The sequence below is a fragment of the Flavobacterium sp. J49 genome (assembly GCF_011742145.1).
Classification (GTDB): domain Bacteria; phylum Bacteroidota; class Bacteroidia; order Flavobacteriales; family Flavobacteriaceae; genus Flavobacterium.
Genome location: NZ_JAAQQU010000099.1, coordinates 267964 through 282954, shown reverse-complemented (window position 1 = coordinate 282954; position 14991 = coordinate 267964). Strand labels below are relative to the sequence as shown.

The following is a 14991-nucleotide window of genomic DNA, read 5'->3' as shown; positions in this document are numbered from 1 at the left end:
ACAGAACAAACTGTTTCACTCCAATTTGACCATTGTTGTGTTCCGAAACTATTTACTCGGTAACGAACCTCAACAGCATACTCTTTGCCTAAACCAATAAATAAGTTGGTCAACATGGTCAATCTAAAGTAAGGCACAATTCTTTGAATGGTTTCCTGAGTAACGGTTACCGGAGCATCTCCAAGGTGAGGAATACGAGTAACTCTAAATTCATACAAATTGGCACTTCCAAGATTACCTGAGGCATATACAAAAGAATTGATTGAAGCCAATTCCTGACCACATTGTGAAGCTGCTACTTGAGCTAAAGGCATGCTTGGTGTAGTAACATTACATTGGGTACTGTAATTGGATCTGATTTCGCTACCATAGCTGTTATATCCGTAACGTACTCTAACTTTATAAAGCGTTCCGTAAGTTACAGGTATAGACAATGAACTCAATTTAAAGTAGGGAACATTTGTACTGTAAACTTGTGTATGTGTCAATATATTGTTTTCGTATCGCTCTACTTCAAATTCAACAATCTGTGCATTATTATACATAGTGCTGTTATTGGCATAGATATAAGAGTTAATCGTAGCCAAAGTCTGGTTACATTGGTTCGTAACTACTTGAGAAACTAACTGAATAACCGGTGCAGCAGGCGTAGTAAAAGTGGCTGTATTACCATTGTAAGGTTGCTCTTCCCCGTTTACGATAGCCGTAGCTTGTACCTCGTAAGTAGCGGAGTGTGCCGCAATGGCCAATTGAGATATAGCAAACGTTCTTGTCGTACTGTTGATATATTCTACAGCCAAAGTCGGAGCTGTTCTGGTTACTTTAAAGCGATACAATACTGAACTTCCTGAATAAGGAGTTGTATTGGTCGCTACCGAACAAGTAATAGTACTAGTCATTAAAGCTAAAGCACCACTTGGGGTGGTTATATTTACCACTACCGGTGCATGACCATCGAACAAGTTGTTGTTACAATTCTCATCAAAATTATTGAAGTTAATGTCAGGAACCCCAGGATTTATACTTGCAACAGCATCATTACAATCAGTATTGTTGGTTACATAACCCGGTTCAGAAGCATTACAAGAAATTATAGAAATAGCTGCATTTCCATAACCGTCATTATCAGCATCACGGTAGTAAGTAATATTTTCTACTACAGTAACAGTTGCTGTTCCCGATTGTGTTTGAGAACAAGCCGCAGCAGTACTATCTTGAACACTTACCAATGAATAGCTAAATACACCAGCTGTTGTGGTTGGGATAGTTATTGAAACAGTACTATTGCTTCCGATAGTTGAAATAGTTTGATTGCTTCCGCCATTGAGTTTATAAGTAAAGATATATGGTGCAGTACCATTAGCACCCGTAAAGGTTACTATTGGTGCTGGTGCGCCATTTCTACATAGCGTTGTTGTTCCGCTGATAGTTGCCGTTGGTCTAGGCGTTGCAACAACTGTAACATCAGCATTAGCCGTACATCCATTTCTTGTGGCAGTCACAACATATTGAGTTGTTGCAGTCACACCGGTTGCTAATGGATTAGCGATAGTACTATTGTTGAGGAAAGTACTAGGTGACCATGAGTAAGATGTTACCGGTATTTCAAATGAGTACATTTGTCCGGGAGCAGGCCATGCGGCGGCAGTTGTAGTTGAAGATGTAGAACCGTTCACGCCATTTAAATAGCTACCTGCGGTATCTCTGATACCAATTGTTCCGGCAGATACAGGTGTTCCGGCATTTGTTCCGTAAATGATATCTATTTTACCAGGTTGTGAACTGCTTGCTCCCCATAACACTATTTGGTAAGTTATATAGGTAGTAGCACTGGTTCCGCCACTTCCTGCTCCTGCATATTTATTCATTTGGAAAACATATTTTCCTCCGGCAGCAGGACCATGTGTTAAGTCACCACCATTGTTTGTATTAAGATTTCCATCTCTACCAAAGGCATAAATTACATTTCCTGAAATCGAAGTAAGACTTGACGGTACAGTTGATGAATTTCCACCAAGCACTATATAGCCGTTTGTTCCAACACTGAAAGAAGTATAATTAATCCCGGTGTAATTGAATGTAAACGATGGATTAACAGTGATATAACCATCATCATTAGTTCCTGATGTTACAGTAGTTACTGTTGTTGGCGAAGTAATCGTTAACAATGATTGACCGGTACTGCTGGTGTAAATATAATTGGAAGCAGGTGAGTTTGTTGTTGCTGATAATTGTGAATCCGAACCGCTACAAACCGTAGATGGAGTCGCTGTTAAGCTAGTAATAACCGGGCTTTGGAATACAGTGACTGTTGAAGTAGCTGTATTTGTACAACCATTTCCATCAGTACCGGTTACGGTATAAGTTTGCGAAGTTGTTGGACTTGCATTGACGATACTCGTTGTAGTATTTGATAATCCGGCTGACGGAGACCATGTATAGCTAGACGCTCCACCGGCAGTAAGTGTTACCGCAGTTCCGGTAGGAGAACAGTAGGATGAACTATTTGGTGTAACCGTTACTGTTGGCAGTGAATTAACCACCAAAGCAACAGCATTACTAGTTGTACTTAATGAACTACATACTGTTACAACCACATCATAGTTTCCGGCACTTGCAGCGGTAACGCCTGTTAACGTTAAAGTTGTAGTAGTAGCACCCGATATTCCTGTTCCGTTAATCAACGGTACACCATCTTTTCTCCATTGATAAGAAATAGGCGACACTACACTAGTTGCCGCTACTGTAAATGTAGCAGTCTGGCCTTGACATTTTGTAGAAGCCAAAGGTTGCGTAGTAATTGTTGGCGATTGAGTTAACACATTCACTAATACAGATGAAGTAGCCGAACAGCCGCTAGGAGATGTAACTGTTAAGTTATAAGTAGTTGCAACTGTTGGGGTAGCTGTAGGATTCTGCAAACTTGAAGTAAATCCAGTAGGAGTAGAAGTCCAAGCATAAGTATAGTTAACTGCTGGTGTTCCTGTAATTGAAATATTATCAACTGCAGGAGCAGAGAACGGTGCTGCAGAATCTGATTTATAGGTGAACACTAAACGTACTGTAGTTCCTGCCAAAGAATTTGGTAATGTTACTGTTCGTAATGTATAGTTACTGTATACGGTAGCAGTATTTGAAAATACTTGCGTATAACCCGTTGAAGGCACTGTACCAGCTACCGGTGTACGTGAAGTTGTAGTTGCATACACATACAAATAATCAAACGTATCATCTGTAATTGCCATTTTCAAATAAAAACTCAAAGAAATATTATTTAATCCAGCCGGAATTACAATATCTCGATAGAAGTGATTCACACTAGCAATACCAGTAGCAACATTGTTAGCTCCTACAAACGCAGCATTTGTACCTGCTTGAACTCCGGCAGAAGTACCAACATTCCATTGGTTATTAGTTCCATTGATAACATTCCATCCATTCAATGGGAAAGTTGTGCCCGATTCAAAACCTCCATCTGTTGAAGGATTCAAAAATGTCTGAGTCGTTGAGTTTACAGTTGATGTCGCAGAATTAAGCTGTACAGTAGAACCCGGACAGGATAGTGCAGTAGCATTTGAAGCTGTAACGGTTATTGAATCAGAATAGTTAACAGTAGCTGTAGCAGTGTTAGTACATCCAAATGTATCTGTTCCTGTTACGGTATAAGTAGTATTGCTTGAAGGTGTAGCCAATACTGTGGCGCCGGTGTTAGTGTCTAATTCCGTACTTGGTGACCAAGAGTAAGTACTTGCTCCACTTGCAGTAAGTGTTACGCTTGTACCCGGACTACAATAAGTCGCAGAATTAGGAGTAACGGCAACCACCGGTTGATGGATGCTTATAGTAGCCATATTGGATTGTAAATCAGTACATTTTCCAGGTCCTGAACCACTGCCTATAATAATTGCTTTATAATAATAATTTCCAACTGGTGTAGTAGCGGATGTCGCTACAGCTAAATTATAATTATTCGCAGTAGGGTTTGTAGCGGTATAAGTTGTACCAGCAGGTGTATTATTGGTTACTGACGGCAATGCTGTCCAGTCGGCAGGGTTTGGTACTGTAGAATATTTCCACACTACCGATGATACCGAACCGGCTGTTTGTAGGGTTAAGTTGCTGGTGTTAGAAACTCTACACAAGTTAACAGTCGCTGTTGATAAATCAGTTACAACCGAAATAGGGGTATTTACTGTTAATGTTGCAATTGCACTATCTAGGAAGAAGTCTAATTGACATTTGAATTGATAGTTATTATGGGTTGCTGTTATACCTGAAACATTCAGCGTTTTGGCAGCCAAGTCATCAACCGGAGCAACAGTAAAGGTAAGACCTGTCAAGGCATCAAAACCATCAACGATATCCGTGAAGTTTGCACCGTTGTCGGTACTTATTTGCCATTGTATGTTATAAGGTTCATCGCCTGACGTTACGACACTGAACTGAGTGCTCGAATCCCCACATAAAGTAACATTTGCAGGTTGGGTAATAAATCCTGTTGAAGTTACGTTTAATGTACCTTCTTCTGAAATCATGTCAGTACAAGGATTATCACTTTTCACAATACATCTGTAGCGATATGTATCAAACGCTAAGGTAATGTTTTGAAGACTTAATGTAGCGGTATTAACACCTAGATAATTACCTGTGTTTTCATCCACATAATCATTAGTTAAGAACTGCCAACCGTCAACATTGTTATTGACTTGCCATCTGTAAGTTAAATTTGTTCCCCCGGTAGTAGTTACTACAAAAGTAGTAGCTTGATCCGGAGCTACAGTTCGTGACGGTGTTATTGAATCAATTGTACCTGGGTCGTTAACTGTAACGACTACTTGTTGGGTATTTTGACATGCCGGGGTAGTATCGTTACTGGTAGCAGTTACATTGTAGGTAGTTGTAACAGTTGGACTAACAGTTCGCGGATTACCTGTTAAAGTAGCACCGCCACCAACTGGTGCCCAAGAGTAAGAATTACTTCCCGAAGACACTGCTGTTAAAGTTCCTGTTTGTCCTTTACAAATGGTAATAGGAGCCACGGTAAAACTAGGTAAAGCAGTTACGTTAACGGTAGTATTACCAGTTGCTGTACATCCGTTATTGCTAGCAGTAACGGTATAAGTTGTATTTGCAGTTGGCTTAGCGTATACTGTTGTCGCATTTGAACCGTTTACATAGGCCACATCAGGCGATAATGAGGTATAAAGAGTACCTGCTGATGCGGTCCAAGTAGTTGGGGCACTTAAAGAAGCATCACCTTTAACTTTAACTTCATCAACTGCCCAGAACCAACTCCAATTTCCTTCATATCTGAATCTGACTTTTACGTTAGTTTTGTTTATGAATTGTGCAGGAATTGCAATCGTTGTTGCATTAAATGCCGATGGGGTTCCTAAATCGGTTACTATGTCATTACGCAGAACAGTAACTGAAGCAAAATTATCATCTGAAATTTCAACGGCAGCTGCAGTATTTGGGTTATTTAAATATTCATTAAATTGTAATGATAAATTGGTATAACCGGTTGTGTTAAATGATGCTGATATTAATTGAGTGTTTGTAAAAGCACTAAATGATCCTCCAACATCAGAATTAGCTAAAACAAAACCACCTGTTGAACCACTAAAAGTATAAGTAGAAGTATAAACATAACCGTTTGCTCTTGCTGTCCAATCTTGAGCAGTAGTTGTTGAGCTATTAACTGTTGTAAATGTGCCCAAATCGCTTGTGAAGCTTTCACTATAGATAGTTTGATTAGTTGAATTAACCAAACCACCATTAGCTGATAAAGTAACTGCACTGCCACTACATACCTGACTGGCACTTGATAATACTGACACTGCACTTGGTGTTTCAACAATCGTTACTGTTACTGTACCCGGATTTGCCGTACATCCATTAGTGTCTATTCCATTTACAGTATAAGTTGTTGTTACCGAAGGATTGACAGACGGTGTAGCTGACGTCGAAGTAAATCCGGAAGGGTTTGAAGTCCATGTATAAGAAGCTCCTCCCGAAGCGGTTAATGTTGTTCCGGAACCACCACTACAAATGCTTGATTGTGCTGCACTTGCAGTAAATGTAGCCGGCGTATTTATTGTTATGGTTACCAAATTTGAATTTGCAGTTGAACTGTCTGTTCCACAGGTAACACGTAACCAATAATAACTGGTTGTACTAATTGCACTAGTTGTTAACACTGAAGGGTTTACTTGTCCGGAAATTGCTGTCCCGGCATTTGGATAATCTGCAGCATTGGTAGAAGAATACCATTGGTAGGTAGTGCCTGAACCGAAAGAATATCCACTAGCGGCAATACTTGGAGTCCCTGAAGTACAGAACTGCGCGCTGCCTGTAGCTGTACCGCCATTGGCAGTTATACAAACCGGTATAGTAAATTCATCAGCTCCTAAATCAGGAGTAGTAAGATTTCTGGTTTCTCCATCAATATCTGTAGTAACAGTAGCAATAGGCGTTCCTAAATTATCCAAACCTACGCTGGAAGTTGCGATGTGCAAATCAGTTACAGATGTAAATACTGGAAGAACGTTAGCTGAGTTTGTATCTTTTGAAGTTGCTGTTTGCCAAGCACTTAATGAGGTTTGATCAGCAGTTGTATTAGTTGCTAAAACATTACCGGTACCGGCTCCTACATACAAATCGTTATAATCAGAAGTTAAACTGGTTACAGTGGCTATAGATCGTAAAGCATAATGTTTACCGGTTCCACCGTTTCTTGTATTGCTTAAAATATTGTTTTTGAAATTGGTAGTACTTGCAATACTATAATAGTAGGCAGCAGAATTACTAGCTCCTGAAACAGTACCTGAAATAGCAATTGTATTGTTGTAAATATCAAAAAGCCTTCCGGTACCCGCTTCGTCAAATATACCATAAACCGTTAATGGAGTTGTGGCGTCAAGTGAAATCATATTGTTTGTTATGGTTCCTGTTGAGCCGGTTTGCATATTTACTAAATGAATACCATATACACTTGTAGTTGCACTTGTTTTTAAATCATAGATTTTGTTCCCGGTAAAAGTGAAACCTTCTAAAGTAGTGGTTCTAAATAATGCTCCTATTAAAGCAGTGGTTTGAGTGGCTACTTCGTAAATGTTATTACCACTGTAAACAGTCCCAAGAGTACCACCACCTTCTCTAATACCATTGACAGAGAAGTTAAAGATATTATTGTTGCTTATGATATTTCCTGAATTTTTAGTAGTACTGTTTGTGGCAGTACCTGCATTAGTGATACCAACACCTGTAGCGGTAGCACCCCCGGAAATATCGTTGTTTTGAATAGTATTATTATCATTCCCGTCCGTACCTGTTGTAGTACTTAATAAGATAACACCACTAGTGGTTGCTGTACTAACCCCATTTAAAATTGAATTTTTAATATTGTTGTTAGAAGCTTCATTAATGAAGGTAATTGTAGTACCGGAAGTATTGGTATTGCTGATGGTTAAATTTTTAGTTGTACCACCAACAGTATTTGAACCGTCAATTGTTAGATATTTAACTCCATTCAAATTGAAGATAGCAGTAGCATTAGAACCACTTATACTACTAACAATACCAGTTGCTGGTTTGATAGTCAATGTATTTGTTGCATTGGCATAGGTGTTTACATTGATACTAAGTGGGAATGTTTCAGCACTTGAATAAGAAGAATCAGTTAAACTAAAGGTAACAGCTCCGCTCAAACAAGCCGAATTATAAGCGGCAATTGCTGAAGTTAATGTGGTATAATTTCCTCCTGTACCAACAGTATATACGCCAGACAATGTAATGTTATTAGTATAGGTGTTTGGAGTTGTTGGAGGTGTTCCTGCTGCCGGTGGATTGGTAGTAAACCCTGATGCACCAGTTGCAGGTGAAACCGCTACATTGACATTAGCAGAATTATCTTGAGCAGCAATATAGTAGGAAATTACATCACCGGCCACTGAGCCTGTTCCTATTGTAAAATCGTATAAGTCTCCTGATGTGTTTGTTCCTGTTACAGCATTGTAACTACCATTATTTGCTTTCCAATATAATACCGGTAAACCTACTCCTGAGGTTGGAATTCCACTCGTATCAGTAATGGTAGCTGTGATGGTTCTGGCACCCGGAGTACAAGTATTGGTTAAAGGAGTATATGTGATTGTTGGAGGAACTAAATCCACTGATTGTTCATGAGCTCCGATAAAAGGAGTTGTTGCATTTCTTGATATGCCATTTATATCTACAAGAACAGCTAAAGGTGTTCCGGCTCCAGACAATGTAGTGCCAAGTGCCGGTATTAAATTAGTCGTAGATGTAAATAATGGATTAGCTGAAATTGAATTTGCTCCGCCACCAATAGCAGTATTTAAAGCGTTCAAGTCAGCTTGAATAGTTGGAGATGATGTACTTCCTGTTCCTGCAAATCGAGAATAAGCCCCTGAAGTAAACAAAGAGTTATAATTAAAGCTAAGATTACTGAAAGTTGTACTGGCAGTAGTAAATGCATAAGATGCAATTGTAGCACTCAAAGTTCCTGAAGCTGTTGAGATATTGTATAAGGCATTGTTTTTTACATCAACAATAGGATTTGAACCACCAATAGCTAATGCGGTACTTGGTGAAGTTCTTGTTCCGCTTCCTGACATTGAAACACTATTGTAGTATACTTGAGTTGTAGAACCTGTTCCACCGCCAACATAGATACCTGCAGTAAAATCACTTGGTGAAGCATTTCCGTTTATCGCAGCAATGCTGTTGTTCGAAATTTGAGTAGTTCCCGAGGTTGCAGGACAAACCACTATACCAAAACAAGAGCTTCCTGAACTTGTAGTAATGCTGGTAAGTGTATTTTTGCTAATAGTAGCACCGGTAACTTCATCAGTTGTTCCTGGGGAATATGTGTTAAATGTATTAACACCAAGATTGACACCATAAACTGCTGATGATCCGGTGATGTTCTCAATTTTATTTTCAGTAATTAGAATACCATTTTCATTTCGGGCAAAAATTCCACCAACATTCAACGAAGCTGCACCTGAACCATTAAGTAAATTTTGTTTGATTACAGTTCCATTATTTTTGGTAGAAGTTGAAACTCCGAAAGAAAATATACCATACTGACAACTTCCGATGGAGTTGTTTTGAATAGTATTGTTATTATTGGCCGCTAAAGATAATCCACTTGTGCTGATGGTACTTCCGCTACCGGAAAATATTCCAACAAAAGTTGTTGTTTTTGAGTTTCCTGTAATAACACAGTTTTTAATAGTATTGTTTGTAGCTCCATCAGAAGCAGAGGCACTTGCAATCCACACAACAGCATTCCCAGAGGATGCTGTGCTGGTATTAAGGAAAGTTAAACTTCTATCTGTTCCACCGCTATTGCTTCCATCAATGGTAACATAATCTACACCGTTTAATTTTAGTAGGGCTCCGGTGCCTACAGTACCACTAATAGTGGCAGTAGTTGCCGGTTTTATAGTTAAGGTGTTGGTAACACTAGAACTTACATTAGAATTTATAACGATTGGGAAAGTTTCATTTGTGCTGTAGGAAGTGTCGGTAAGATTAAATGTTACCGAACCTGTCAGACAAGATGAATTGTAAGCTGCAACTGCAGCAGTTAAAGTAGCATAGTTACCTCCGGAACCAACAGTGTAGGTGCCTGATAAAGTATTTAAATTAGTATAACTGCTTGGTGTTGTCGGTGGGGTTGAAACTGCCGGTGGATTGATACTGAATCCAGAGGCACCAGCAGAAGGAAAGACACTAGTATTTGGAGTACCTGCGGTATCTTGAGCAACAATATAATAGGAGATAACATCACTAATGGCAGAACCAGAACCCAATGTAAAGTTATAGGTGTTTCCTGATACATACGTAGCTGTACTTGAAGTGTATGAGCCTGCGCCAATTCTCCAATACAATACCGGCAATCCTGCACCAGAGGTTGGTACACCAGTAGCATCAGTTATGGTAGTAGTTAAAGTTCTGTCACCACTACCACAATTATTGGTTAGTGCGGTAAAGCTGATTGTTGGCCCCACTAAATCGATTGCTTGTTCATAAGCACCTATTGAAGGTGTTGAAGCATTTCTAGTTGTACCAATTAAATCGATAGTTATTCCTCCAATAGGAGTAGCAGTTCCAATTACAGGGCTTCCTGTTTGAGGAATTAAGCTAGTTGTAGAATTGAATAAAGGGTTTCCGGTAATAGAGTTTGTGTTTTGGCCAAAACCAGTTTGGATAGCCGCTAAATCTGTTCTGTCAGAAGTTAAGAAACCTAAAACTCCTTGCGCTCCACTTACAAAATAGTCATTGTTATTGATGTTTGTAAAAGCAGTATTGGCTGCTGTACTATAAATAGCATATGATTTAGGTTGATTAGTTGTAGCTGTTTGAGTATTAGCTAAAATGTTATTGCGTATATCAAGATTTGCCGCAGAGGAGTTATTAATCATAATAGCCGAAGATACAGATGATGGTTTAGTTGTGGCCACTGCATCTCTATCACCGCTCATATTGATACTGTTATAATAAATATTGAAACCTGTTCCGGCACTGGTATAAATCCCTGATGTAGAGAAGCCGAGACCACCGGTACCATTACTAATAATGTTGTAAAATACGTTATTGTCTATTGTAATATTTGCCGCGTTTCCGGTGGCCAAACCAATACCAGAAGACCTATTAGTTCCATTATTAATCAAGTCATGAATTGAGTTTCTCGTGATTCTTGTATTGGTAACACCTGCTCCTAAACTAATCGCATCAAAACTTGAACTTTGAGTTATTCCTAAAACTTCATTCAAAGAAATGGTTGCTGAATTCGCTTGTACAAGATTAATGGCATTTGTATTTAATGCACTTGCAGAAACTAAAGTACCCAGTGTATTTTGAGTTATTAGCAAGTTGTCAGTCACACCGGTTGCATTTGCACTTGAGAAAACTGCAATATTAGCCAATGTGATTACATTATTCTGAATAGTGTTATTATCATTATCATCTCCAGCGTTACCCGGTGTTGAACCACCTAAAGCAATACCGTAGCTGGAAGTTTTGGTTCCTGTGCTTATTATAGAATTTTTAATTGTATTATTAGTGGCACCTGCACCTGTTCCTAAACTTATTAACGAAATTGCAGTTGGAGAACTAGTTGATGTATTAGTAATAGTCAAACTTCTGTCTGTTCCACCACTATTGCTTCCATCAATGGTAACATAATCGGCACCGTTCAGTCTAAGTAGCGCACCTGAACCCACTGAACCACTAATAGTTGCAGTAGTCGCCGGTTTAATAGTTAAAGTATTAACAGCACTTGAACCCGAGATTGCATTCACAACCAACGGGAAAGTTTCAGTTGTACTAGAATAATCCGATTGCAAAATGAAAACTACCGGACCGCTAACCCCATAGGTGTTTAATTCAGTAATTGCATCTGTCAATCTAGTAAAGTTTGGTGAAGATTGAGACGCACCAATCAAATAGGTTCCATTCAATTGTGCTTTGATAGTTCTTGTTCCTGTCGGATCAGTTACCGTTGGTGTTTGAACGGTTCCATAATCAACACTTACACATTGAGCATCTAAAACATTGTTTACTGTAGCTGTAGGAGCTACATCATATACCAACCAGAAATAATTTGTGCCTTCTGCCAAAGATGCTGAGCCAGTTACGGTAAAGGATCCGGAAGGTGAAGTGATATCTGCACCAAATTGAGTTGTAGTGGCAAAAGTATTGCTAGTTCCTGTGTAAAATACTCTTGCTTTTGCTATATCACTTGCATTAGTACTTCCAGTCGTATTGAAATTTAAATTAGATAAAACTAATGGATTTGCATTTCCAACTGTAACAATTTGAACACCCAATATCTGTTGATTTGTTGAAGATGCCAAACAGAAAGCGGTTGAGGCTTGTGTTGTAGTACTTGAAACATACGACATGCTAACGGCTCTAGTTCCTATAGCGAAGAATCCCGGTAAGCTGGTTGCTGCCGGTGCTGTAGATTGAATACTGGTACCCGCCACTATGGTTGGATTAATTCCTCCTACAAGATCATAAGTTCCATTAACAGTAGAGCTTGAAGCAATACCACTTGTTGAAGCAACAGAAGAGTCTGTAAGTTTGATGAATGAGTTGGTAAAGCTTGATGGATTTGTAATCACCGAAGCCGCCCAATATCTATTGGTATTTAATGACCCAATATTTGCTCCCGCAGTTCCATTAGAATTGGCGTCAAAAGCTTCCGCTTTGATTACAGCTAATGAAGTGCTTGAAGTAGTATTAGGGCTTAACAATTCAAAAGGGTTGTAAGTTCCTTTACCAACAGGGAAGATATATGTCCCTGTAGTATTATTTGCAGGTAATGTTCTGGCTATTGGCCCGTTAACATAGCCCGAGCTTCTGCTGACACTTCCTGTTGTAGTCCCGGTTACGGTAACTAAATTTGTATCAGTAGTTGTTAGTTGACCAGCAGTTAATGTTAAAGTATTTGTGTTTACCGGTTTGTTTAAAATTGTCCCTTGAGCATTATTAATAGTTAATGTTGTTAAAGGGGTAGTTGTCCCAACACTATTTGGTAATTCTGCACCGGTGGTTTGAGCAGCAGTACTTGTGCCGTAAGTATAATTAAGTGTCGTTGGTGTTGCAACTCCAAAAGAACTTGTCGTAGCAGACAATGAACCATTGGTTCTGGACATTACAAATGACTGTGTAACAGCTCCACTTTGTATAAAAGTAATATCTCCGGCGCCGCCAACTGTCAAGACTCCCGATGTTAAGGTTAATGTTGAACCACCCATCAATGATAATCCTGCAGGAATAGTAACTGTACCACCCGCAAAAGTATTATTTATGGTTAAAGACGGTAATTGGTTTCCGGTTATTGTACCGTTGTTGGTAATTGACTGATTTCCAAATGAACTTGTAAAAGAAAATGCTGTCGTATTACTTGAATTGATAGTGAACACAGATGGTGCATTACTAATAGTAATGTTACCCGGATTGGTAACGGAATTACCTCTCATGGTCAACGTGTTACTGTTATTAGTGAAGGTACCAGTACCATTTAGGGTAAGGTCACCACGTACTTCCATTGCACCACCCAAAGTGATTCCGGGATTGTTGGTGGCATTCAATACTATACTTGGTGTAACTCCGGTATAAGTTCTGAATGTTGTGGATGCCGGTGTTGCTGCAATGGCAGGTGTAGTGACAGCAGCTGTTCCTAATTGAAGTGTACCACCGGTGATATTTACTGTTGCACCAGTTACAGGACCTCGATATTCTCCATTAGTTGCAGAAGCCGCTCCTCTCACAACTATACTACCACCACTCATGGTGAATGAAGTTGATGTTGAAGTTCCGGCATCAAAACTTGCTAAAGTAGTACTAGAATTACCATTTGCGGTATTAACATAAACAGTTCCGCCGCTTTGATTATAAGTAATGTTATTGCCTGCACTACCAACTCCAAATCGAGCTACAGAATTAACAATACCTGAGCCTTCTATGATTATATTGGCACCACTGTTGAAGCCCATGCTATTGTTAGTTGTTCCAATAGTAAAAATACCGTTTGAGATTCTAAGTAAACCACTTAATGTTGACGAACCGGCCTGACCTTGAACAACAAAATTAGGATTGTTTAACCAAAAACCAAGTGTTGAAGGAATACTATAGGCAGCAGTTGAAAATAGTGTTCCGCTGAATGTATTCGTTCCGCTGAATTTTATAGTTCCTGTTCCGGAACCGCTTAATAACAAAGCACCTGTTGCAGAAGATGATAATCCTCTAACCGAAAAATTACTTAAATTAAAATCTACCAAATTAGCCAAAGCTGATTTCGACATTGTTATGCTATACAAATCGGTAGTTGCTCCGGTTCCCGATACCAATTGATTGGCGGCTCCTGTAAACGTAATACCGGCTGCTGCTCCATTAGTATTAGTACTAAAATCTAATGTTCCATTATTGGTTATATTACCGGCTATAGAGAGCGCGTGTGTTATAACACTTCCTGAGGCAGCACTTTGAAAAGTTCCTCCTGAAGCGATGCTAAGATTACCACCAACAGTTATCGTTCTGGCAGCTGTTGAGTTAAAAATTAAAGTACCGCTGGTGCCTTGTCCAACAGTTAAATTATTACAGGTTGCAGTTGCAGTTGCATCTATGGTTATGGTATGTCCGTCAGCTATGGTAACGTTATCTGAAGCTGTTGGTATACCACTTGGTGACCAAGTTGCCGCTGTGCTCCAGTTACCACTTGCAGTATTACTAACATAATTGATTGGACTGGCAGAGGTTAATGAAATGTTATCTAATGAAACTCCAGGTGAAGTTCCTCCTGCACCATCATTTTGCCAAGTAAAAATCAATCTAAAAGTAGTTCCTGACAATGCCGCCGGAAGTGAAATAGAGGCAGAAGTATAAGTCGCCTGAGCATTATTTGCCTGAGTATAAACCAAAGTAGCATTAGTTATAGCTGTAGAATTCGAAACAGGATTATTAACAGTTGGAGTTACCGAAGTTGGGGCTGTATAGACCAATAATCTATCCCAACCTGACTCGCCACTTCCTTTCCATTGAAAAGACAGGTTTATGTTAGTTTCTCCTGCCGGAACGGTAATTTCCCGGTAGAAATGAGAAGTTTGGGAAGTACCGACTGTGTAAGCCCAAGCACCACCTCCGTTATTTGATATGTAAGCAGCTCTTGTCCCTGCAAAAGCAGTTGAGGCTGTTCCAACTTGCCAAGTATTGGTGGCAGCATTAACCGTTGTCCAACCATTATTGGTTAAGTCAGTTCCTGTTTCAAAACCACCGTCACCGGTAGGAGAAATCAGTGTTGTTTGTGCCTTGACACTAAATCCTCCTAATAAAATCATAATCAGCAATATAGCTCTATAAGCATGATTTTTAAAGGCATTTTTGGGATAATCAGAATTTGATTTAAAATTGCAACAAGTCATAAATGACTTAACAAACAATGAAAAATTATTG

At 39.3% G+C, this 14991-nt stretch carries 1 protein-coding gene; it reads right to left on the bottom strand.

The window, feature by feature from the left end:
- Positions 1-14876 (bottom strand): BNR-repeat neuraminidase N-terminal domain-containing protein (locus tag HA632_RS05565; protein WP_176306223.1); only part of this gene is annotated, 14876 nt, incomplete at its 3' end.
- Positions 14877-14991: the final 115 nt, after the last annotated feature.